Source organism: Granulicella aggregans (genome assembly GCF_025685565.1).
Classification (GTDB): Bacteria; Acidobacteriota; Terriglobia; order Terriglobales; family Acidobacteriaceae; genus Edaphobacter; species Edaphobacter aggregans_B.
On the sequence record NZ_JAGSYE010000002.1, the window covers coordinates 912,392 to 935,974 of the forward strand.

Sequence of the window (23,583 nt, forward strand, 5' to 3'; positions counted from 1 at the left end):
CGTTATACCCTGAACCAATCACTCCGTTACACAAGGACCCCCATGCCAGAAGTTCAGTCCGCCGCAGTCACCCTCAAACGGAGCCTGCGCTACCGCGACCTGATCCTCTACGGCATCATCCTGATTCAGCCCACGGCCCCCATGCCGGTCTTCGGCGTCATCTACCAGGAGTCGCGCGGGCACGTCGTCCTCGCCATCCTGCTCGCGCTCGTCGCCATGCTCTTCACCGCCTACAGCTACGGCCGGATGGCGCGCGCCTATCCGACCGGCGGCTCCGCCTTCACCTACGTCGGCCAGGAGCTCCACCCCGGCCTCGGCTACATCACCGGTTGGTGCATGGCGATGGACTACATCCTGAACCCGCTCATCTGCACCATCTGGTGCAGCAAAGCCGCGATGAACTTCGTCCCCGGCATCCCCTACGTCGCGTGGGTTCTCCTCTTCGCTCTCCTCTTCACCGGCCTCAACCTTCGCGGCGTCGAAACCTCCGCCCGCATCAACGCCGCCGTAGCCGCTGGCCTTGGCGTCGTCATCGTCCTCTTTGTCGCCGCCGCCGTCCGCTATCTCATCCACAACGCCATCGGTTCGCCCGCCTTCTTCCTCGACCCCCTCTACAACAAGGCCACCTTCTCCGCTCCCGCCGTCTATCGCGGAACCTCGATCGCGGTGCTCACCTATATCGGTTTCGACGGCATCTCTACCCTCAGTGACGAAGCGCACGATCCGAAGCGCACCATCCCACGCGCCATCATCCTCACCTGCCTCATCACCGGCGTCCTGGCCAGCATCGAGGTCTATCTCGCCCAGCTGGTCTGGCCCCGTGGCATGGCCTTCCCCGACCTCGACACCGCGTACGTCGCTGTCGCCCGCCGCGTCGGCGGTGTCGTTCTTTTCGCCATCATGAACGGGGCCCTATTAATCGCCACCGTCGGATCGGGTATGGCCTCGCAGCTTGGTGCCGCGCGACTGCTCTTTGCCATGGGACAGGATGGCGCTCTGCCTCGCAGTTTCTTCGGCACGCTCAACCCAGTCCGACGCATCCCTCAGAACAATGTCCTCCTCATCGGAGCGATTGTATTGGTCGGATCACTCGCCATGAGTTATCAATTGGGGACGGAGCTTCTCAACTACGGAGCGCTGCTTGCTTTCATGGGAGTCAACCTCTCATCTGCTGTCCTTGCATGGCGCTCCCGGGAGTCTGGCTTCTGGGTAGCAATCGTTTTCTCGCTCGCTGGATTCATCGTCTGCCTCTTTCTCTGGCGCAACCTCGGCCATACTGCGCTCAAGGCAGGAACCATCTGGGCAGCGCTTGGGATCCTGTTGTGGCTCGTCCGCCGCAAGCAGATGAACTCGCCGTTAGAGAAGGAATTGCAGTAACGGGGATGCGGCAGATCGCCTGATCAATCGATACGAAAACCTCTGATACTTAGACCAAACGAACAAGTAGCTCTGGTTTATCTTCCACAATAAATTCCGGCCTCGCTTCCCTCCAAATTCTCCCTCCTCAAGTAATCGTTTTCCGAATCTTTTCAAAATACGTTTTTATTAGCGAATATTGTTTCGGAGCACAGAAGATCTCTATCTTCCGTCGTTCGTAAACACATTCTGGAGCCCCTTGCCCAAAAGTGGTCCGTCCGCATGTTCTCCAAAAAAATCTCTTCAAACAACCCATTGACACGTTTGTGCAAATGCGTATAGATTTTGCAGCCGAATCAACTGAATCGTTTTTGTAGCGGCCAAACCAAGACCCGCGTGTCGGAGGAAACCTCTTCGGCACGGCACAGGCACCACGGCAGACCGGGGCTGAAGATCGGGCAGAAGAATAAGCCTCGGCACCCGCAAGACGCAAGACCCTTTAGGAGGAGTGAACCGTGAATCGAAAGATAAGGCGTTACCTTTCCTTGCCAGTAGTTCTTTTGCTGGCCTTTGTAGTTTCCCTAACATGTTCCGCTCAACAGAACTCCGAGATCAACGGAACCGTATCGGATAAGCAAGGCGCAGTCGTTCCCAACGCGCATCTCGTTCTCACCCAACCCAGCACCGGTCTCACCAGAGAGACCGATAGCACCGCCGCCGGATACTTCAGCTTCGCCGGTCTCAACATAGGCACCTACACGCTGAAGATCACCGCTCCTGGCTTCCAGACAGCGGTGCAATCCGGGCTCGAAGTCAACGTCTCACAGACCCTGCGCACCGACGTCTCGATGACCGTAGGCTCTGTCGACACCACGGTGTCCGTCGAAGCCAGCGCCCTCCAGGTCCAGGCAGACTCGAACGTGGTCAGCACGCTCATCAACGCCGACCAGATCACCGAACTCGCCACCGAAAACCGCAACTTCGTCGCCCTGGTCGCCCTCGGTCTCGGTGTAAGCTCTACTGTTCCCGACAGCAACACTCCAACATCCGTCGCTTCGAACTTCAACATCAGCGTCAACGGACTTCGCGAAAGCCACAACATCTGGCTCATCGACGGTGGTGAAGCCGACGATCGCGGCGGCGGAGGTGGAGCAAGCATCATGCCCTCACAGGACGCGATCGCTCAGTTCGAGACGCTCGCCAGCAACTATCCCCCCGACTACGGTATCTCTTCGGGCGCAACTATCTCGATGGGTCTTAAGAGCGGCACGCGCAAGTTTCACGGCTCTCTATGGGAGTTCAACCGCAACGCCGACTACAACGCCAACACCTACTTCAACAATCAGGGTGGACAGCCGCGCTCCAAATTGGACTACAACATCTACGGCTTCAACGTGGGCGGCCCCATCTTCGTCCCGAAGGTCTACAACAACAATCGCGAGAGGACGTTCTTCTTCTGGAACGAAGAATGGCGCAAGATCGTTCAGGGTAGCAGCCCGACCAACGTGAATACTCTTCCAACGGCAGACTTTCCTGTTGCCGGGCAAAATCTCACGTACGTCGCTCCAGCGTTCGCACCCACAACCACAATCAAGGTTCCCACCGTCGGCGATCCGGCCTACAACACGAAGCTCGCTGCGCTAGGTCTTACTCCCGGCAGCCCCTTTCCCGGCAACGTGATCCCCGCGGCCTTGCTTGACCCCAACGCCATTCTTTACCTCGGCAGCGGCGTTGTTCCCAAGGCCAACCTATCCAACGGTCAGAATGTGTCTTCCGCCAATCAACCCATCAATGTCCGCGATGATGTGGTCCGTATCGACCACAAGATCAACGACAAGCTGCAACTGCTCGGCCACTACCTCGCCGATCAGGTGACCCAGGTGTATTCCTCGCCCATGCTTGGCTGGTCCGGAGCAAGCTATCCCACCATCACCAGCACGCTCGCGAATCCTTCCAACAGCGCTGTCGTCAAACTGACCGACACCATTAGCCCAAATCTGCTTCTCGAAGCAAGCTTCAACTACGACGGAAACGTCATCCACATCACAAACAGCGCCAATTCACAGACCCCCGCTGGCTGGAGCGTCAATCCCTTCTTTGCAAACGGATCCAAGAATCTTCCGAATATAAGCTGGGCGGCTCCCTACGGCACCGACGAAAACCCTGGATCGGCGCCATGGCACAACGCTGCTCGCGACTACTCACCGAACGGCAGCATTTACTATGCGATAGGCGCGCACCAGATGAAATTCGGCGGCGGTTACAACCGATACACCAAGAACCAACAGCTCTTCGGAGATCCAGGCGGTCAGTTCAAATTCGGTGATCTTAGCGGCGACTCTTTCGTCGACATGATCCTCGGTTTGGCTCAGACCTACGACCAGGCACAACTGCTCCCAACCAACCACTACGTAAACCAGACCACATCGGCCTACGTGATGGATAACTGGCACGCCACCCCTCGCATCAGCCTGCAGTTGGGGCTTCGCTACGACGCCCTGCCGCATGCCTATGAACGCGCGGACCGGATTGCCAACTTCGATCCTAACCTGTATCTATCGAGCTCCGCTGCCGTCTTCAACGCTGACGGTACGCTTGATACCACCGGCCCCGGCTTCCAGACAATCGGAGGAACTCCCTTCTATCAGAATGGAATCTACAACGCCGGCACGAATGGATACCCCAAGGGCGTCGTCACCAATGATTACTCAACGCTCCAGCCGAGGGTCGGCTTCTCGGCTGATCTCTTCGGCCACGGAAAGACGATTCTCCGCGGCGGCATTGGATCTTTCTATGAGAGAGTCCAGGGTAACGATATCTACAACACAGCTGCCAACGAGCCCTACTACAACGACCCGCAAGCCAGCAGTGTCTACCTATCCAATCCCCACACCACCTTCACTACCGGCAACACCGCCAGCCTGCCGAACTTTGCTCAAGGGCTGACGACTCTCGCAAGAACGTATAAGGCTCCCGGCGTCGTTCAATACAGCCTTGGTATCCAACACGAGCTTGAGCCTTCGCTTATCTGGGTTGTGCAGTATGTCGGCAACCTTGCGTGGCACCAGCAGATCGAACGCAACATCAACAACTACTCCTTGAACACTCCTCTAACTGCAACGCAGGCTGCGCTCGGTTCCGTCCACACCCCGGGCAAGGCCGATAACTCCCTCTACAACCGCGCCAATGCTGGAGACCCCAGCAACAACTCGGGGACCAACCCTAGCGCAGCCTCTATTCCTGTTCCCGACCAGCTTCGTACCTACGTCGGCTACACCGGCATCGTGCAGCAGGAGGACACCACCAACGGAAACTACAACGGCTTCCAGACAGGCCTGCGAGCGCAGAACAAGCATGGCCTTACCGGTGAGATCGACTACACGTGGTCTCACGAGATCGACCTCACCAGCTTCGATGAAGACACCGTCAGCAACCCCTACAACCTCAAGTACGACAAGGGCTCGGGAGCGATTGATCGGCGCAACATCCTCAGCATCAACTACATCTACAAACTGCCTATCTTCACTCAGTCAACCGGCCTGGTCCACAGCCTCGCCGGAGGTTGGGAGCTGGCTGGAACCTTTATCGGGGAATCTGGAACCATCATCGCGAACCAGGGCGTAGGACTCTCGGTTGGCTATGACCCGGTCGGTCTGGGCGGCGGTTACACCAATCGTCCCGACATCAACGGCAAAGTCCACTACACGAAAGTTCACGGAGGTCAGTGGTTTGACCCAGCTGTCTTCTCGGCTCCAATTCCGGCCTGGGCTGGTGGTATCAACCAGGGCTTTGGGAGCGCTCGAAAGGATGCTGTCATCGGTCCCGGTCGTGCCAACTTTACAACCTCGCTCTATAAGAGCTTCGTAATCCGGGAGGGAATTGACTTCAAGTTCCGCCTGGAAACCTTCAACACCTTCAACCACACGCAGTTCAATGGAGTTAACTCCACCTACGGCGCTGGCGGCTTCGGTTCCGTCTCCAGTGTCTACGATCCTCGTGTCATTCAACTCGGCGGGCAGCTCCGGTTCTAAACAATCCTGCTAACCTAAACGGACGCGCCGGACTTCAGTCCGGCGCGTCTCATTAATGTCACTCCTGATCTTGCCGCCTGAAGAATCTTCTCCATGACTCGAGCTTCTAAAATCTCCTTGCAACTGATCCAGAGATGCAAGAGAAATCTTCCAACCTCATTCCTGCTTGTCGCTCTCCTGGCGTTGACCATCTCGTCGCCAACCATCCTCGCCCAAGCGGGCGACCGCGCCACAGCCATCGCCCTCGAGCAACAGGGCCGCACCACAGAAGCAGAACAAGCATGGCACTCTATCGCCATCTCCGATCCTTCCAACGCCGAAGCCTTCGCTCACCTCGGGCTGCTCGCCTCGCGTCAGCAACACTTCGACGAAGCCATTGCAAGCTACAACAAGGCTCTCAACCTTGCTCCCGGCATGCCCGGCCTGCAGATGAATCTTGGTCTCGTTCTCTTCAAGGCCGCCCAGTTCCCCGCCGCGATCAAGAACTTCTCCGCGCTGCTAAAGCTTCATCCCGACGCCGCCACCGCCAACCATTTGACCGTGCTTCTCGGCATGGCCCACTACGGCATGGGCGACTACCTCGTCGCCATCCCGTACCTTGAGCGCGCCACCGCGAATGATCCGCAAAGCCTCACTCTCCGCCTGACTCTCGCTCATAGTTGCCTCTGGAGCAAGCAATACGACTGCGTCCTCAGCGTGTACAAGCAGATCCTCGCCCTCAACGCGGACTCTGCTGAAGCCGACATGATCGCCGGCGAAGCCCTCGACGAGAAGGGCGATGACGCCGGTGCCATCGAACAGTTCCGCGCCGCCATCCGCGTCAATGCAGACGAGCCCAACGCCCACTTCGGTCTCGGCTACCTGCTCTGGAAGCAGCAGCACTTCGACGAGGCTGCCAAAGAGTTTCAGGCCGAACTCAACATCAATCCCACCCAGAGCCAGGCCCGCGCCTACCTCGCCGACTCGCTGGTAGAGATAAGCCAGTTCGAGAAGGCCCGCCCTGATCTCGAACAACTTGCGGCCAGCCCCAACGCAGCCGCAATGGTCCACCGCGACCTCGGTATCGTCTACGGCGAGACCGGCCACCCCGAAGATGCGACGAAGCAGTTACAGCAAGCGATCCTGCTCGACCCCAGCTACGTCTCGGCGCACTGGCGGCTGGCGAAGATCTACCAGGCCACCGGCAACAAAGCGCTTGCGAAGTCGGAGTTCGCAATCGTCAGCGCCATAAAGCAGCAGAGCAGCCGCCCTCTCTCCCAGCAGCTCGATGCCAGCCCATCCCCGCACCAACCTTGATTAGGGCAGCTTGCTCATCTCCGCCTTTACCGTCGCAGCCAGCTTCTGAAGCTCCTCGACCTTCTTCACCGTCGCCAGCGACAGCGTATCCGGCCCGCTCTTCGCCATCGCCGCCTGCACCTCGCGGCTCAGCGCCAGCATCCTCTGCGTGTCTGCGATCAGCTTCGCCCGCCTCGGGTCACGAATCTCCGCCTTCGCAACCACATCAGCCTTTGCAGTATCGCCCGATGGCTTCGCCGGTGCACTCTGAGCCCGCGCAGCCAATCCTCCAAACATGACACACAGCGCCACAAATCCAGAGTAGGCTTTCATTCGCCATTTCAACGCGGTCATCATCACTGGGCCTTCATCGCCACGGCCAGATTCTTGGCCAGTGCTTCAATCTTGTTGACGTTCGCCGCAAGCTCCGCCTTCGAAGTATCACCAGCGGGCCCCGACGCCGCTTTCTCCGCACGCTCCGACAGCACCACCAGCTCATTCGTCGCCCACAGAATCAATTGGCGACGCTTCTCATTCTGCGCGGCAACCGCCTTCCGCATCGCGGCAGCCGTCGCCGGGTCCACGTCGCGATAACGAAGATCCGGATCGATTTCGCGCGGCGTCGGATCAGGCAGTTTCAGCGTCTGCGGGGTTTGCGCCCGCGCGCTACACATCAGCACAAGACTCACTCCCGCGCCGAGCAGCACACCCTTCAACCTGCGCTCGCTTCGCATGGCCACCTCCAGCGTCGCGGACCCAGCGGAGGATACCTACAGTCGCACACCAACCGTCGGGCCGTCACTGCCGAAATTATAGTCCCGCGGATGCTCCCTTATTCGCCATCGGATAGACCTTTATCCAGTGGTTTCGCATCCGGGCGCGCACCGTCTGCCCCGCCGTCTCGGAGGCGATCACTCTGGTCTCTTCAACCGGCATATGGCACTCAATGCACCTCGTCTTAATGGACGGTCCTATCCTCTTGGACTCGCCGCAGCTCTGCCACTGATGACACGTCAAGCACCTGTCCGAGTAGCTTGCCGCTACCTTCTCCGGCTCATGCACGTTATGGCACGTCGAGCACGACATCGTCGCCGATCCCTGATAACACTTGCTCCGCTGCAGCAGCCCCACCTGGTTCCCGTGAACATCCGGGTGCTCCGCCGCCTCACCCGGCATCGCTTCAAAGTAATCCTTCAGCGGTCTCCCCGGCACAAACGAGTACGCCGGCAACAAAGCCCTCCGCTGTATCCCACTATGACAAACCGCGCAGGCATCGACCTGGAGATCGCGCGTGAACTTCGCCGGATTCAGAATCGCTGTATCGCTAGAGTGTTCCGGGCCCGCAGCGTACTTCGCGACATGCGCTGCCCCACCGCCATGGCAGCTCTCACAGGTAATTCCCGCCACCAGGCTGCCTTTTACATACGTGTTCGTCATCGTGTCACTAGAGGTCGCCGCGATGTAGCTCGCATGGCACTCCATGCACCCCGGGTTCACAGGCCGCGTAAAGTCGGCCGTGCCATCCGTGTACCCGGGGCTGTTGACCCACCGCTTGCCATCGGCCCAGTAGCTCACCGGAAGCTCGAACAGCTTGTCGCCCTGCCAATAGAGATAAGTCTGACCGCGTGTACCGGAACCCGTCACCACATCGATGCTCTCGCGCCGCTTGTGCGTCTCCCTCCCCCAACCCGTCACCGCGGTCTCGAAGAACCCCGAGTCGCTCTTCTCCATCATGAAAAAAAGAGACGGGAACTCCGGATTCTTTGCCTCGTCGGAGATCGTCAAAACATTCCCGCCGCTGCCAAATCTCCCCAGCACACTCCGCTCATTCGGTAGGGCGGACGCCGCTCGATGCGCAGTGTGAGCATAGGAATTGCTCTCCTTCACGTGACAGCGCACGCATGCCGCATCGCCAACGTATCCCGGTCTCGGATCATGTTCAACGCGCTGCCCAGCCAGAAGCGCGCACCCCAACCACATGCACAGCAGCGCAACGACAACGGCCCGCACGGCAACCAGCTTACGCAACGGCTTCCGCTCTCTGCTGCCGCGCTCCCCGCAGACGGCGACTAGATTCTCTCTGCTTGGCAATCCCAGTTCTGGCTCCCGCTCGACCGAGATGACTATACCTCTCGAAAACTCGCCGAACAAGCCCGCGCCGCGCGGACCACCTTATCGTATGGCACAGTGGAGATAACCTCGCTTCGCCTTTGTTCTTGCTTCTATAGCGCTCCCACGCATCAATCCCCGGCATCACTGCGCCGCCCAGGCCAACCCGTCAGGACCACCGCCCACATCCACATGCCCGGTCACCTCAAGCGTCTTCAGATCCACGACGGCCACGTAGTTATCCGGCCCGCACGACACAAAGACGCGGTTCCCCACCGGGTCCATCAGTATCCCCGACGCTCCGTGTCCAATCTTCACCCGCTTGAATTCTTTCCGCGACGCAACGTCGTAGACCACCAGATCGGCGCCTCCGAGGTTCGAGATTATCGCCAACTTCCCGTCCGGCGTAAACTTCAACCGGTTCGCTCCCATCACCTTTGCATCGATCGTCGCAACTACCTTCTTTCCCGCCAGGTCGATCACGGACAGCGTCCCGTCCTGTGCGTTCGCTGTCCAAAGCTCCCTCCCATCCGGAGTCACGTCGAACCCCTCATCGCCCCTGCCCACCGGAATCACTGTCTCCTTCCAGTCCATCCGCAGCGCACCACCTCCCGGCGGCGGCCCGCCTTGTGGCATGCCGGGCGGCGGCTTCATCCCCGGCGGAGGGCCCATGGGCGGCAGAGATACCAGTTCCAGCACCGTCACCGTCGCCGAACTCACGTTCGTCGTGTAGATGTGCTTCTCATCCTTCGCGACGTAGATCATGTGGGTCCGGTCCTGCCCTGTCCCCATGATCCAGTCCACCTTCACTGCGAGCGGATCGTAGGTCGCAATCGCCTTCGCCCCCTCCGCCGTGAACCAAACCTTACCGCCAACGAACGTCAGCCCATGCGGGCCATTCAAAGCACCCGTATCGATATCCGGAAGCGCCTTCTGCCCCACCAGATCTATGACTGAAAGCGAGTGATACCGGCCTCCGCCATAGATCGACACATACGCCGTCTTGCCATCGTCCGATGCGATGACCTCATGCGGATCGGGCCCGACCGGTGCCTTCGCAATCACCTGCAAAATATCCGGATCCACGATCGACAGCGTATGGTCCCGCTTCGAGAGCGCCAGCAGCGACCGCTTCGGCGTGTCCTGCGCGAATGCCCCAAGCGCTGCGGCAAACAACGTCACTAAGGCCGCAGCGGCCAGAAGTACGCGGTTGTCCTCAAGCCGCATCAATCCCTCCAGAGAATAAGGAAACCAGAATACAGATTCCAGGTACAGATTTCTTAGACTGGCACGGCCCCGCAACGCTACCTTCGCCGCCCGAGCCTCACTCCACCACGCTAAAGCTGTCGTGCAGCGTCGCCGCCGAGCTATCGCCGACCCACACGTCGAACTCCGATGGCTCGACCACCCATCCATTCTTCGCCGCGCTCCAGTAGTTCCGCTCATCATGCCCAATCGTGAACGTCACCTCGCGCTTCTCTCCCGGCTTCAGCGTCACCCGCTCAAAACCCTTCAGCTCCCGCACCGGTCGCGACGCCGCCCCGTACTTCTGGTGGATATAGAGCTGCACCACCTCGTCCGCCGCTACCGCCCCCGTATTTGTAACCGTAGCGGTTGCTTTTATCGCACCGTTCAGCGGCGAGCTCTTCGCGCTCAGCTTCAGATCGGCGATCGCAAACGTCGAATAACTCAGCCCATACCCGAACGGATATAACGGCGTCGTCTCCACATCCCAGTAACGCGAAGTGAACTCCTTCGAGTCATAAGGCTTATGCGACGCCGTATGGGCGTAGTACACCGGAATCTGCCCCGTCGTCCTCGGCCACGTCACAGGCAGCTTCCCGCCCGGAACCGCATCGCCCACCAGCAGGTCCGCAACCGCATTGCCCGTCTCCGTCCCGCCAAAGTAGCAATCCATGATCGCGGGGACATGCTCTGAAGCCCACCGGAGATCGAGCGGTCGCGTGCTGAACAGCAGCAGCACCACAGGCTTACCCAGCGCCTGAATCTTCTCGAGCAGCTCCTGCTGCTTGCCCGGAAGCGTGAGCGACGATCGCGAAGAATACTCGAAGTCCATCCCCGCCAGCTCGCCGAGTGTCATCACCACAACATCCGAGCTCCCCGCCAGATCGAGCGCCTTCTTCATCTCGGTCGCAGCCTCGTCCGCGCTCCAGGGCGTCTCCAGCTTCGCCCCGAACAGTCCATCGAAAGACGACGGAAACGCCTTCGCGATCTGCACGCCCTCGGCAAACTCCACCTCCGCGCCCGGAAGCTTCGCCTTGATCCCCGCATACACCGAGACCGAGTCTTCGCCCTTCGCCGTCAAACTCCACGGTCCATTCATGTCGGCACCGGAGTTCCCAAGAGGCCCAATCACCGCAACCTTCTTCACCGACTTCGACAGCGGCAGCACCCCGCCCTCGTTCCGCAGCAGAACAGCTGTCCGTGCCGCCGCCACCCGTTCCGCAGCACGATGCTTCGCCAGCATCTCGGCATGGGTGCCGTCTGTCGCGTCCGCATAGGGATGCTCGAACAATCCAAGGTGATACTTCGCCGCGAGAATCGGGCGCACCAGGTCATCCAGTTGCGCGCCTGACACCTTTCCCGCATCCACCAGCTTCTTCAGGTTCTCGAGATACGTCGCAGAGCCCATATCCATGTTCACGCCCGCCGCCGCACCCCGCCCCGCAGCATCCAGCCGATCCTTTGCGAACCCCTGCGTCACCAGGCTGCCCACGGCGAACGCATCGCTCACCACGAACCCCTTGAACCCCATCTGCTCGCGCAACACGTCCCGCAGCAGATGAACGTTACCCGCCGCCGGCACATCGTTCAAATCCATGTACGCGCTCATCACGGTCCCCGCGCCTGCCTCCACGCCCGCGCGAAACGGAGGCAGATACACATTCTGCAGTTGCTCTTCGGAGATGTACGCCGCGTCATAGTCGCGTCCACCATCCGCCGCCCCGTAGCCGGCGAAGTGCTTCACCGTCGCCATAAACGGCCGCGGGCTTCCCGGCCGTCCCTGGAATCCATACACCTGAGCCCGTGCCATCGCAGCGCCCAAATAAGGATCCTCTCCCGCACCTTCAGAGATCCGTCCCCACCGCGGATCGCGCGCAATGTCCAGCATCGGCGCAAAGCTCCACCGCAGCCCCGCGTGTCCAGCCTCTTCCGCCGCCATCGCCTGCCCTGCCTCGGCCTGCGCGGGATCCCAGGAGGCAGCCGTCGCGATCGGCACCGGCCACTCCGTATCGAAGCCATGGATCACATCGAACCCAAACAAGATCGGGATATGTAGCCGCGTCTCCGTAAGCGCAATCTTCTGCAGCCGATTGATCTCCTTCGGATCAGTCAGAAACAGAAACGATCCGATCTCGCTCCGCCGCACGTGGTCCTCAAAAGAAACCGAATCGCTCTTCACCCCCGGAACAGGCACCTTGAAGTAAAACGGTTGGTTCAACTGTCCGATCTTCTCCTCGGTCGTCATCTGCTTCAACAGCGCGTTCGCGCGCTCATTGTCGCGGGCGGTCGTAGGAGCCTCGGCCTGGACCGCTCCCCCAAGCAGAACTCCCGTCATCGTGGCAACCAAACAGATGAACAACCTGCGCATAAAAATCCTCTCGTACTTCCTTCAAATGTGTCGGCTAGACGACGCTCGCCGCAAGAAGGCTAATATAGACCTTTCGCACGTCCACGGTCTCTCCCTTTCCGCTAATCCTGCGCCTCTGACCTTAGAAACTCCTGAAAGTCCCCTCTTCCAGCCCCCATCCAAACGCAAAAGGCCCGCATCCATCTCCGGATGCGGGCCTCTTCAATTTGTATCGATAAGGGTTACAGTTCTACAGGAGCGCTGCTTCCGCGCTTCGGACGCCGATTCGCCTGCAGCACCTTCTTACGCATGCGCAGCGACTTCGGAGTCACCTCCACCAGCTCATCGTCCGCAATGAACTCGATACACTGCTCGAGCGTCAGCGCCTTGAACGGCACCAGGCGGACAGCGTCATCCGAGCCCGAAGCGCGCATGTTCGAAAGCTTCTTCTCGCGAACGCAGTTCACGTCGAGATCGTTGTCGCGCGAGTGCTCGCCAACGATCATGCCCTCATAGACCTCGACGCCATCGGCCACAAAAAGAATGCCGCGGTCCTGAAGCCCATCGAGCGCATAAGCCGTTGTCGTTCCCTGGCGGTCCGAGATCAGAGCGCCCGAAAGCCGCTGCGGAATCTCGCCCTGGTAAGCAATATATCCGTCGAGAATCGAGTTCATGATGATCGTTCCGCGCGTCTCGGTCAGCATCTCCGAGCGCAATCCGATCAGACCGCGCGAGGGAATGCGGAACTCCATGCGGACGCGGCCCGAACCGTGGTTCGTCATCTTCGTCATCTCGCCCTTTCTCGGCCCAAGACGCTCGATGACGGTTCCCACAAAGCTCTCCGGCACGTCGATCGAAAGATGCTCAACCGGCTCCATCAGAGCGCCATCGATCCGCTTGGTCACGATCTCGGGACGGCTCGCCATCAGCTCGAAGCCTTCGCGGCGCATCATTTCAATCAGAATTCCGAGCTGCAACTCACCGCGTCCCAGAACCTTGAAGGCGTCGGGCGATCCGGTGTCCTGCATCTTGATCGACACGTTCGTCAGCAGTTCCTTCTCAAGACGGTCCTTCAAATTGCGCGACGTCACAAACTTGCCTTCGCGTCCCGCGAATGGCCCGTTGTTTACGTTGAACTGGATTGCGATCGTCGGCTCATCGATGATGATCGGAGGCAGCGGCTTCGGGTTCTCGATGTCGCAGAAGCTCTCGCCAATGAAGATCCCCGGAATACCCGCGATCGCGACGATGTCCCCGATCTGCGTCTCTTCGATGTCCGTGCGCTTAAGCCCGGAGAAACTGAACAGCTTGGTCACCTTGTGCTTGGTGAACGTGCCATCGATCTTGGCAACGCTGTACTCCTGGCCCGTCCGCATCGTTCCGTTGAAGACACGTCCGATCGCGAGACGTCCGAGATAGTCGGAGTAATCAAGATTCGTCACCAGGATCTGCAGCGAACCTTCGGGATCGCCCTTCGAGACCGGAATCGTCTTGATGATCTGCTCGAAGAGCGGCTGCAGGTCGACGCCCGGGACGTTCAGGTCGTGCGTCGCCGTTCCCGCCTTGCCGTTCGTGTACATCACCGGGAAGTCGAGCACGGACTCATCCGCATCGAGGTCGATGAACAGGTCATACACCTCATTCAGCACCTCCTGCGGACGCGCGTCCGGACGGTCGATCTTGTTCACGACCACCATCGGCGTCAGTCCCGCCTCAAGCGCCTTCGACAGAACGTACCGAGTCTGCGGCAGCGGGCCTTCCGAAGCATCGACCAGCAGAACAACGCCATCGACCATCTTCAATGCGCGTTCCACCTCGCCACCAAAGTCCGCGTGGCCCGGGGTGTCTACGATGTTGATCTTGTTGTCGTGGTAGTAAAGAGCGGTGTTCTTCGCCAGAATCGTAATTCCGCGCTCTTTTTCAAGGTCGTTCGAGTCCATCACGCGGTCGGTCAGCGCTTCGTTCGAGCGGAAGGTTCCGCTCTGACGCAACATCGCGTCCACAAGGGTGGTCTTGCCATGGTCGACGTGCGCGATGATGGCAATATTGAAGATCGGTTTAAGGGCGACTGCGGTCGGGCTGCTCACTGCGAAGGTATCCTGTCTTGTTTGCGATTTGGGCGCTTTTCGGGCGGTTCGAGTTACTGCTTAATATGAAAATGCGCGGCCCTATTAGTTTACCGCAGTTGGTGCGACAGACGACGTCGAATCCACAGCCGTAATCTCACTCCCCGTCCCACCCGCATCGAACACCTTCAGATCCGCCTGTAGCTTCTGCCAATCCTTCGGCTTTTTCGTGTACCACTCCGGCTCAGTCCGCGCGCTGTAAAAGTCGACGAAACTCTGGCGAACGTCGGCCTTCATGGGCGTCTTCGGATCATGTAGCAGCATATCCAACAGACCGCCGTAAGACTCATCAGCAAGCTGATACTCCCCAAACCGCGCTGGCTGCCCGGTATCAAGATCAATCTCCTTCAGATCCGGCACCGTCACCACTGTCGTCACCGATGCCGTCTGCAACCGCATTGTGGCCAGATACTGCTCATACTGGTCAACGGTGTGGTTGACGCTCTTAAGATAGAGGTCCTGCTGCGCTGCGTCCGGCATCTTCACCTGCAACGACCTCAGCGGCCCCACCTTCGGCAGAATCGCAATGAAAAACGCCAGCACCCGCGTCCCAAACCCTGGCCTCTGATAGCCCTTGCCGTAGATCTGCTCAAACTCCGTCCGCTTGAACCGGTAAACAAACTTCTTATGGTCAAACCCCGGGTTTTCTTTCTCGATCTGGCCGCTGTAACTCACCAGCGCGACCTTCGTCATCTTCGGAATAAGGCTGCTCACCGCCCAGCGATACGACCCAATCGCCAGATCTTCATTCTTCATAATCGAGTCGACCGGAATCCCGTATGTCTCTAAAAATGCCCGCTCCAGCAGCGGCTTTGCCACCTGGAAACCGATAAAGTCTCTGTAATTCTCCTGGGCATAGCGGCCGTGCGCCACCTCGACAACATCGAACCCGAACTCTGTCCGCACATGGGCAACGGGGTTCTCGTCATAGGTCACAATCTGCCCAAACTTCTTCCTCAGCTTAGGATTCTGCTGCGAGACCACCAGATTGACTGTCGGATGCCCCTCCACATCCCCGCAATAGTGCGCAAGCGCTCCCAGCGCAAACGCAAATTCATTGGCGTCGCTCGATTCCCGGATCATAGTCGCCACAAAATCCCCGCTCCGCACGTAGTGCACGATGTCGGAGAACTGCTGGCTGCCAAACGGGTAATACCCCATGTCCTGAATGATTGACCCGCCATACGCATAGGCATGAGCCATGCGAAGCTGCTCGTCCGTAAGGTTCGGGTTTCGCGCCTTCAACAGCGGCACAATCTGTGGCAGCCACGCCAGATCCACAACCTCTTCATGAGACAGCACCGAATAGGCGTCGGCTTGCCGCGCCGTGAGCAAAAGCAGTGCCACAATTGCTACCAGTCGTGCGACGGCGCAATGCCCCATCGACCTTCGAGATGCTTGCATTCGCTTTGAAACCTCTTCCGGGATCGACCCGGTATCCGCCCGATTCTACTGATTCGGATGCCGTTTCTCATGCCACTTCAAGCGCGTTGATTAAAGATTGGTGATAATCGATGCAGGAGACTCCGCCATGCCCCTGATGCCAGCCAACCAGACCCCGGCCCAGACCCACCCCCTCCACACCTCCATCGGGGACCAGGCCTCAAGGAGCTAGAGCGAGACCTCATCACCAAGGACCGCATCGCCCAGTACATGGCAGCCATGCCGCTGCGCGCCGAAGCGCTCAAGAACTACGTCTGGTGGCGCGATAGCTTCTACACTCGCAACCTCATCTACCGCGACGACCTCTTCGAAGTCATGACCATCTGCTGGTCGCCCGGCCAGAAGACCGCCATCCACACCCACAACGGCCAACTCGGCTGGATGACCGTCCCCAGGGCGAGGTCGTCACCCACGAGTACAAGCACGGAAGTTGCAACGCCCCAGAGAACCAGAACGTCGTCAACATCGACTGCCTCGGCGGCGCCACCGAGCTCCAGCTCGACCGCATCGCCTCTCTCTCCTGCGCCGAAGGCACCGGCATGGTCACCGTCGACAAGCTCCAGACCATCCACCAGATCGAAAACGCGGGCTCAACCGGCTGCGTCAGCCTCCACGTCTACTCAAAGCCCTTCGACTCCTGCATCGCCTTCGACCTCGACAAGCAGCGCTGCTACCGCCGCAATTTGAGCTACTTCAGCAAGGACGGCCAGCAGATACAGTCTTGATTATGAATCGGCGCCATGCGGCATCCCCAAGAGGTTTGCTCGCATGGGCTGGTTTTTGGGGTTAATTCTGAAGTCGCCGTAGCAAAGCATTCGAAGAATCGACAATGGACGCAGATACCAACTGGCCCAACTGAGTGGAGTATCCCCATTAGCATCCGCAGCGTCGATCTTCGCTCCTGCGTCTAGTAACAGCTTGATCGTCGACTCGTCGCCGAACGCAGCCGCACGGTGAAGAGGCGCTTCGCCCCTGGTTCTGCAGTCGCGCATAAAACCGCCTGTCCCAGCTCCACTCTTCGTGACAAGGTTCGGGTTAGCTCCGTGAAACAAGAGCACCTTGAGCACCCGGTCGTAGGCGATACGGTCTGTCCCGCATAAGGCGCTGTGGAGAGGCGTTTCCCCACTGTCCGCATCTTGTTCGTTCACGTCTGCCCCTAGTTCAAGCAGGAACTTGCATAGCCGCCAGTGTCCGTGGAAGGACGCCGCAAGGAGTCCAAGATTCTGACCAAGAGAGTCCAAAGTCGCTCCTTGAGACAGCAGAAACTTCAAAGCGCTCACGTCACCGTAGTAGGCGCACCAACGCAACAGCGACACTCCGTTTGCATCTGCGGCGTCCGCGGAGCAGCCATTCGCGAGAAGTTGAAAGACAAGGTCGGTGCGACCGTCCACGAATTCGCCCATCAGTGAATCACCACTTTGCTGCGACATGCGCCAAACCCTCCACGATCGGACTATCTTCTCAAATCATAGGAAAACCTTGGTGAACAGAAGGACTCTGTGCCCCACTCATCGCAGCCTCATCGCGATGAGTGGGACAGCCACAGCATTCACTCCCCAACCATTCCAATCGTTTTTAACCAGGTATCCACCAAATCCGGCCACCCCGTCGCCGGATACTTCGTCCTTCGCAGACCGAACGCATGCCCACCCTCCGCATACGAGTGAAACTCCACTTTCACCCCAGCCCTCTGCAGCGCCGCGTAGTACGTCAACGAGTCCCATACGGTATCCACATGGTCGTCTTCGTTCTGCAATAAGAAGGTCGGCGGCGTCTGCTTCGTAATGTGGCTCGCAATATCCGGGTTCAGCCCCAGCGTCCCTTCCCTCACCGATAGATGTCCCGGATACAGAGCTACGGCAAAGTCCGGGCGGCAGCTCTCCTTGTCTGCCGCATCCACCGCCAGATAGAGGCGCCTCCCAAAGTGAACGCTGGTAGCCGCTACAAGATGTCCACCCGCCGAAAACCCGAGCACCCCAATCTTGTGCGGATCGATATGCCACTCGGCCGCGCGGAACCGAACCAGCGATATCGTCCGTTGCGCATCGTCGAGCGCGATCTTCGACTGCGGATACGCTCCCCAATAGGGCGCGGACCTCGGCGCAGGCACATGGTACTTCAGCAGCACGCAGGTAATGCCCTTTGACACCAGCCAGTCGCACGCCTCCGTCCCTTCCAGATCGATCGCGAGAATCTCGTACCCGCCGCCCGGAAAAACGATCACGGCAGCCCCCGTATTCTTCCCTACTGGCGAATACACCGTCATCGTAGGCCGCGCGACGTTACTGATATAGAGCCACGGCCGCCCTGCAACCAGCTCCTTAGTCTCCGTCTTCGTCGTCTCCGGGCCCTTAGCAGGCCGAGCATCGGGTGCCGCACCCGGCCAGATCGGCATCTGGACATGCCCCGCTGAAGGCTGCCAATCAGCCTCCTGCGCATTCGCCGTCCCCAACCCCAGAACAGCAAGCAGCACAAAGACACCAGCAACGCGCAACCCGCGCGGCACCGTCGTCCTCAGCTTCAACTGGTAATCGATTAACTCCCGGCGTTCTGCCATTGGCATCGCGCGGAGTCGCACAGGGCATCTCCAGAATGCACGCAATCCAGCTCGCTCCAAGTTAATGAGATTGATTCCGGTCTTCCGCCTCCACTCCGCCGCAGCCAGCTCCCAAAAACTCGCTCGTCCCCGCCCGATTCATGCTCTATACTCAAAACTTCCATGACCCCATCCGAAACGAACCAGTTCGCGCATCCTGCACTGAAGAATTACCTGCTGGACCACGCCTACGACGAGATGTTCGCGGGTGAAAACGAACTCCACCCTCACTACGAGCCTCTGCTCGAACTCTTCAACACGCTCTCAAAGGACGATCTCCGCCGGCGCAAGCAGTCCGCCGACGTCAGCTTCCTCAACCAGGGCATCACCTTCACCGTCTACGGCCGCGATGAAGGCACCGAGCGCATCTTCCCCTACGACCTGCTCCCCCGCATCATCACCAGCGCCGAATGGGCGACAGTCGAGCGCGGCCTCACCCAGCGCATCACCGCACTTAATCTCTTCCTCAAAGACATCTACAACGAGGGCCGCATCCTCGAAGACGGCATCGTCCCCCGCGACGTTGTCTACAGCTGCAAGCACTTCCGTCGCCAGATGATCGGCCTACAGGTCCCGCGCAACGTCTACGTCGCCATCTGCGGCACGGACCTCATCCGCATGCAGAATGGCGACTTTGTCGTCCTCGAAGACAATCTTCGGGTGCCTTCCGGCGTCAGCTACATGCTGACCAACCGCCGCGTTATGAAGAGGATCTTCCCCCAGCTCTTCCGCAGCTACAACGTCAGACCGATCGAGCAGTACACGCAGCTTCTGCTGGGAACGCTACGTTCTCTGGCTCCCGAAGGCCGACCAGAGCCCAACATCGTTCTGCTCTCACCCGGCGTCTTCAACTCCGCTTACTTCGAGCACGCCTACCTCGCCCGCCAGATGGGCATCGAGCTCGTCGAAGGCCGCGACCTCGTCACCCACGACAACATCATCTACATGCGCACCACCAGCGGCCTCCGCCGCGTCGATGTCATCTACCGCCGCGTTGACGACGATTTCATTGACCCCCTCGCCTTCCGCGGCGACTCCATCCTCGGCGTCGCTGGCCTCTTCAACGCCTACCGCGCCGGAAACGTCACCCTCGCCAACGCCTTTGGCACCGGCGTCGCCGACGACAAGGCCCTCTACGCATACGTCCCCGACATCATCAAGTACTACCTCTCCGAAGAGCCTGTACTGCAGAACGTCAAAACCTACCTGCTTACCGACAAGAAGTCCCGCCAGCACGTCCTGCAAAATCTCGACAAACTCGTCGTCAAGGCCGTCGGCGAGAGCGGCGGCTACGGCATGCTCATCGGCCCGCAATCTACCAAGGCCGAACAAGCGGAGTTTGCCGCCAAAATCGAGGCCGACCCGCGCAACTACATTGCGCAACCGACCATCTCTTTCTCCCGCGCCCCGTGCCTCATCGGCGACGAGCTTCAGCCCCGCCACGTCGACCTCCGACCCTACGTCCTCTATGGCGACAAGGTCACCATCGTCCCCGGCGGACTGACCCGCGTAGCTCTCAAGCAAGGCTCTCTGGTAGTCAACTCCTCGCAGGGCGGAGGCAGCAAAGACACCTGGGTTCTAAGTCAATAGTCTTTGGCGCGAAGCGCGTCCAGCGTACGCAGTACCGCCCGCCCGGCGTTAGGGCGCACTTGTTCTTGTATCGGAGGGTTGCACATTGCTTTCACGCGTCGCCGATTCCCTCTACTGGATGTCCCGCTACCTCGAGCGCGCCGAGCACACCACGCGCCTTATAGAGGTAAACCTCAACCTCATGCTCGATGAGTCCGCCGACTCCGCCGACCGCCGCTGGCAGCGCGTTCTCCTCGCCCTCGGCAACCCCAAAGACATCGAGTGGACCGGCGACCCCTACGCTCTCACCTACGAGCTTACCTTCGACACCGCGCACAAGGGCTCCATCCTCTCCTGCATCATCAACGCGCGCGAAAACTCCCGCCACGTCCGCGAACAGATCTCGACCGAGATGTGGCACCGTCTCAACAGCCTCTATCTCGAAGTCACCCGCCCCGGCATGCAGAACGAGATGCTCGCCGACGCCAAGATCTCCAACACCGAGCGCCAGACCGAGTTCCTCCAGCGCGTCATGGAGGCAGTCCACCAGTTCCAGGGCGTCACCGACTCCACCATGAGCCACGGCGAAGGGTGGCAGTTCATCCAGGTCGGCCGCTACATCGAACGCGCCTCCGCCACCGCCAAACTCCTTGAGGCCTATCACGAAGATCTCTGGAGGCTCCCCGAACAGCTTCCGGGCGGCAACGAGTACCTCGACTGGATGGGGCTTTTGCGTTCCGCGACGGCGTTCGAGGCCTACTGCAAGGTCTACACCGCCGACCTCACCCCCGATCGCATCCTCGAGTTCCTCCTTCTCGACGAAGAGTTCCCGCACTCCCTGCGCTTCGCCATCGACAGTCTCCAGCACGCTCTTGAAGCCATCCACGCCGAAAGCGGAAAACAACGCACGCTTCAGCTCAGCCGCCTCGCCGGCCGTCTGCAGGCAGGTCTCAGCTTTAGCCGCGTCGAAGACATTCTCGAACAGGACGTGATCGCCTATCTTCGCACCATCCAGGCCCAGTGCAGCGAGATCCACGAGACCATCTTCGAAATCTACGTCGACTACTCGATCCAGGCAGCTCTGGCCGGCTAGAACTAGTCGGCTGGAACCGGCTGGATAACCTTCAAACTCGTTGGCTTCTTCTTCCCGTGACGCAAGAGATTCCAACCAAGCAGCCAGTTCATGGCAGACGGCCGAAAAATGAACTCTGGACTCCTCTTCTCGCTCGACGAAGTGAGGCTACCCATGTACTACTCGATCCGCCATCTCACCAAGTTCCTCTATAGCAACTCGGTCAGCGAGAGCATGATGGAGACCCGCATGCACCCGCGCAGCGATCACAACCAGCGCTGCCTCACCTTTCACCTCTCGGTCAGCCCCCGCTGCCGCGTCTTCAGCTACCGCGACCACCTCGCCAACCACGTCCACCACTTCGACATTCCCGGCCAGCATGGCCAGCTCGTCATCGTCGCCGAGAGCCTCGTCGAGGTCCAGCCGTGCTCGCCGGTGCCCAGCTTCCTCGCGCCCGGCGCCTGGGAGGAACTCGACGAGATCGTCCAGAACGGTGACTACTGGGAGATGCTCCTCCCCAGCGAGTTCTGCGAACCCACTCCCCTGCTCGACAAACTCGCCACCGACCTCAACGTCTGCCGCCGCGACGATCCGCTCATGGTCCTCCACGAGCTTAATGAGCGCCTCTTTCGCTACTTCGACTACGTGCCCAAATCGACAAAAGTCGACTCCCCCATCGACGTCGCCCTCACCTCGCGCAAAGGCGTCTGCCAGGACTTCGCCCACATCATGATCGCTCTGGTCCGGTCGAAGCTCCGCATCCCCTGCCGCTACGTCAGCGGCTACCTCTACCACGGCCAGCTCGACACCGACCGCTCCGCCACCTCTGCCACCCACGCCTGGATCGAGGCCCTCATCCCGCAGCTTGGCTGGGTCGGCTTCGATCCCACCAACCTGCTCGTCGCCGGCGACCGCCACATCCGCACCGCCATCGGCCGCGACTACGCCGACGTCCCCCCGACCCACGGCATGTTCCGTGGTCGCGCCGGCAGCGAGCTCACCGTAGCCGTCCGCGTCACGCCCAGCGAAGGCACGCCATCGCTCGACCAGGAGCTCCCCGTCCCCGAAGACTGGTCCACGCTAGTCGAAAAGGCCACCGCCCTTCCCGACCAACCCCCACCTCTAACCCGCCACCAGCAGATGGCCCAGCAACAGCAATAACCAGCTAAGCCCGGCCTGATCTCCCCAGTCAAAATCTGAAAACTTGTACATCGGCCACGCGATATCATGGTTCTCAGCTTCCACGGGATAGGGCAAGATGCTCAAACAGGTGCTGATCTTCGGACTCGTGGGCGGCGTTCTCGTCACACTACTCCAGTGGACCGAGTTCCACTTCCTTGTGCTCGAGCACTCCGTGGCGATCTACGGCGTCCTGATCGCCATCCTCTTTGCCGGTGCCGGCATCTGGCTCGGCACCCGTCTGCTCGCTCCCCGCGAACGGATCGTAGACCGCATCGTGGAGATTGAAGTTCCTTCTCCATCCCCTGCGCCCGACGAGAGCGTCCGCGAGCGCCTGGGCATCACCCGTCGCGAGCTCGAAATCCTTGAGCTCGTCGCCCGCGGCCTGAGCAACCGCGAGATCGGCGAGGCCCTCTTCGTCAGCGAGAACACGGTGAAGACGCATTGCAGCCGGGCCTTTGACAAACTCGGCGCCCGCCGCCGGACCCAGGCCGTCCAACGCAGCAAGGAACTCGGCCTCCTCGCATAAATACCTCATCCTTCGGCATGAACTCCACGAATTTCGGCAGAATCATGCGAAAGGATGACGCGCGGCCACCGGAAGATCGTGCAGTGTGGGTACATCCACGGCGCTCCAGAGCGCCCGGAACACAGGAGAAAGAAGATGAAGAAGAATGTCTGGAAGTTCGGTCTGCTCAGCGGTCTCGCCCTCGCAATTCCCATGGGGTTCGCAGTTCCCCTCGAGCATCACATCGGCGCCCGCTGGAGCATGGTCTTCGGCTACACCATCATGGTTCTCAGCTTCCTGATCATCTTTGTCGGCGTCAAACACTACCGCGACACCGAGTGCGGCGGTTCCATCACCTTCGGCCGCGCGCTCGCTACCGGAACGCTCATGATGCTGATCTCCTGCGCCTGCTACGTCGCCATGTGGGAGGTGCTGGTAGCCACAGTGGAGAAGAACTTCGCCCACGACTACGCAATCGGCATGGTGAGACACGCACAGAAATCTGGTCTACAGGGCGCAGCCTTGGACGCCAAGATCTCGGAAGCCCACAACTTCGAAGTCATGTACTCGAACCCGCTCTACCGCATGTCGATGACCCTGCTGGAACCATTGCCCGTCGATATCGTGATGGCCCTGGTCACCGCAGGCATCCTCCGCCGCAAGCCCACAACCGGCCTGCAAAGCACCGCGAGTCCCGAACCTCTAACAAACTAAACAACTTCGATAG

20 protein-coding genes and 1 pseudogene are annotated in these 23,583 nt (G+C 59.8%); 11 read left to right on the forward strand and 10 right to left on the reverse strand.

Features of this window, described 5'->3' with window-relative positions; genetic code table 11:
• Positions 1 to 42: 42 nt before the first annotated feature.
• From OHL18_RS13400 to OHL18_RS13410, 3 genes are all read left to right on the forward strand, one after another.
• Entirely contained in the window at positions 43 to 1,377 is a 1,335-nt protein-coding gene (locus tag OHL18_RS13400) for an APC family permease (RefSeq protein ID WP_263375350.1), read from the forward strand.
• 524 nt (positions 1,378 to 1,901) lie between these two features.
• The gene (locus OHL18_RS13405; RefSeq protein WP_263375351.1) at positions 1,902 to 5,387 is read left to right on the forward strand and encodes a carboxypeptidase-like regulatory domain-containing protein; all 3,486 of its coding nucleotides are present in this window, start codon (positions 1,902 to 1,904) and stop codon (positions 5,385 to 5,387) included.
• Between the two features lie 93 nt (positions 5,388 to 5,480).
• Complete coding sequence (locus tag OHL18_RS13410) at positions 5,481 to 6,683, forward strand: tetratricopeptide repeat protein (protein WP_263375352.1); 1,203 nt, start codon at positions 5,481 to 5,483, stop codon at positions 6,681 to 6,683.
• On the opposite strand, the gene OHL18_RS13415 is transcribed toward OHL18_RS13410, so the two are convergent.
• From OHL18_RS13415 to OHL18_RS13425, 3 genes are all read right to left on the reverse strand, one after another.
• Entirely contained in the window at positions 6,684 to 6,995 is a 312-nt protein-coding gene (locus OHL18_RS13415; protein WP_263375353.1) for a hypothetical protein, read from the reverse strand.
• 23 nt (positions 6,996 to 7,018) lie between these two features.
• The gene (locus OHL18_RS13420; RefSeq protein ID WP_263375354.1) at positions 7,019 to 7,396 is read right to left on the reverse strand and encodes a hypothetical protein; all 378 of its coding nucleotides are present in this window, start codon (positions 7,394 to 7,396) and stop codon (positions 7,019 to 7,021) included.
• A gap of 76 nt (positions 7,397 to 7,472) precedes the next feature.
• Positions 7,473 to 8,480, reverse strand: coding sequence for a multiheme c-type cytochrome (locus OHL18_RS13425; RefSeq protein WP_263375355.1), 1,008 nt, complete (start codon positions 8,478 to 8,480; stop codon positions 7,473 to 7,475).
• Between the two features lie 42 nt (positions 8,481 to 8,522).
• Between OHL18_RS13425 and OHL18_RS13430 the strand changes: the two genes are divergently transcribed.
• Positions 8,523 to 8,735: a hypothetical protein gene (locus OHL18_RS13430; protein ID WP_263375356.1), complete on the forward strand. Its 213-nt coding sequence runs from the start codon at positions 8,523 to 8,525 to the stop codon at positions 8,733 to 8,735.
• A gap of 180 nt (positions 8,736 to 8,915) precedes the next feature.
• Here the strand turns inward: OHL18_RS13430 and OHL18_RS13435 are convergent, their stop codons facing one another.
• The 4 genes from OHL18_RS13435 to OHL18_RS13450 form a co-directional block, all read right to left on the reverse strand.
• Entirely contained in the window at positions 8,916 to 9,998 is a 1,083-nt protein-coding gene (locus OHL18_RS13435) for a beta-propeller fold lactonase family protein (protein WP_263375357.1), read from the reverse strand.
• 97 nt (positions 9,999 to 10,095) lie between these two features.
• Positions 10,096 to 12,384, reverse strand: a complete 2,289-nt coding sequence (gene bglX, locus OHL18_RS13440) for a beta-glucosidase BglX (protein ID WP_263375358.1) — start codon at positions 12,382 to 12,384, stop codon at positions 10,096 to 10,098.
• A gap of 221 nt (positions 12,385 to 12,605) precedes the next feature.
• Positions 12,606 to 14,450 (reverse strand): translational GTPase TypA, encoded by a 1,845-nt coding sequence (typA, locus tag OHL18_RS13445; RefSeq protein ID WP_263375359.1) that lies wholly within the window; start codon positions 14,448 to 14,450, stop codon positions 12,606 to 12,608.
• An 84-nt stretch (positions 14,451 to 14,534) separates the two neighbouring features.
• Entirely contained in the window at positions 14,535 to 15,836 is a 1,302-nt protein-coding gene (locus tag OHL18_RS13450) for a zinc dependent phospholipase C family protein (RefSeq protein ID WP_263375360.1), read from the reverse strand.
• A 315-nt stretch (positions 15,837 to 16,151) separates the two neighbouring features.
• Here OHL18_RS13450 and OHL18_RS23320 point away from each other — a divergent pair.
• Positions 16,152 to 16,259 (forward strand): annotated as a pseudogene (locus OHL18_RS23320) (hypothetical protein); the annotation flags it as partial.
• Here the strand turns inward: OHL18_RS23320 and OHL18_RS13455 are convergent.
• Positions 16,223 to 16,504, reverse strand: a complete 282-nt coding sequence (locus OHL18_RS13455; protein ID WP_263375361.1) for a hypothetical protein — start codon at positions 16,502 to 16,504, stop codon at positions 16,223 to 16,225. The pseudogene OHL18_RS23320 and the gene OHL18_RS13455 sit on opposite strands and share 37 nt — an antisense overlap.
• Here OHL18_RS13455 and OHL18_RS13460 point away from each other — a divergent pair.
• Complete coding sequence (locus tag OHL18_RS13460; RefSeq protein ID WP_263375362.1) at positions 16,472 to 16,657, forward strand: cupin domain-containing protein; 186 nt, start codon at positions 16,472 to 16,474, stop codon at positions 16,655 to 16,657. The genes OHL18_RS13455 and OHL18_RS13460 overlap by 33 nt on opposite strands.
• Here the strand turns inward: OHL18_RS13460 and OHL18_RS13465 are convergent, their stop codons facing one another.
• The gene (locus OHL18_RS13465) at positions 16,658 to 17,362 is read right to left on the reverse strand and encodes an ankyrin repeat domain-containing protein (protein WP_263375363.1); all 705 of its coding nucleotides are present in this window, start codon (positions 17,360 to 17,362) and stop codon (positions 16,658 to 16,660) included. It abuts the gene before it with no gap.
• Positions 17,363 to 17,481: 119 nt separating this feature from the next.
• Positions 17,482 to 18,489: an alpha/beta hydrolase gene (locus OHL18_RS13470; RefSeq protein ID WP_263375364.1), complete on the reverse strand. Its 1,008-nt coding sequence runs from the start codon at positions 18,487 to 18,489 to the stop codon at positions 17,482 to 17,484.
• Between the two features lie 162 nt (positions 18,490 to 18,651).
• Between OHL18_RS13470 and OHL18_RS13475 the strand changes: the two genes are divergently transcribed.
• From OHL18_RS13475 to OHL18_RS13495, 5 genes are all read left to right on the forward strand, one after another.
• Complete coding sequence (locus OHL18_RS13475) at positions 18,652 to 20,118, forward strand: circularly permuted type 2 ATP-grasp protein (protein WP_263375365.1); 1,467 nt, start codon at positions 18,652 to 18,654, stop codon at positions 20,116 to 20,118.
• Positions 20,119 to 20,203: 85 nt separating this feature from the next.
• Complete coding sequence (locus tag OHL18_RS13480) at positions 20,204 to 21,190, forward strand: alpha-E domain-containing protein (protein ID WP_263375366.1); 987 nt, start codon at positions 20,204 to 20,206, stop codon at positions 21,188 to 21,190.
• Between the two features lie 153 nt (positions 21,191 to 21,343).
• Complete coding sequence (locus OHL18_RS13485; protein WP_263375760.1) at positions 21,344 to 22,330, forward strand: transglutaminase family protein; 987 nt, start codon at positions 21,344 to 21,346, stop codon at positions 22,328 to 22,330.
• 97 nt (positions 22,331 to 22,427) lie between these two features.
• Positions 22,428 to 22,877: a helix-turn-helix domain-containing protein gene (locus OHL18_RS23170; protein WP_317890493.1), complete on the forward strand. Its 450-nt coding sequence runs from the start codon at positions 22,428 to 22,430 to the stop codon at positions 22,875 to 22,877.
• 135 nt (positions 22,878 to 23,012) lie between these two features.
• On the forward strand, positions 23,013 to 23,570 hold the full coding sequence (locus tag OHL18_RS13495) for a DUF4199 domain-containing protein (protein ID WP_263375367.1): 558 nt from the start codon (positions 23,013 to 23,015) through the stop codon (positions 23,568 to 23,570).
• Positions 23,571 to 23,583 lie beyond the last annotated feature (13 nt).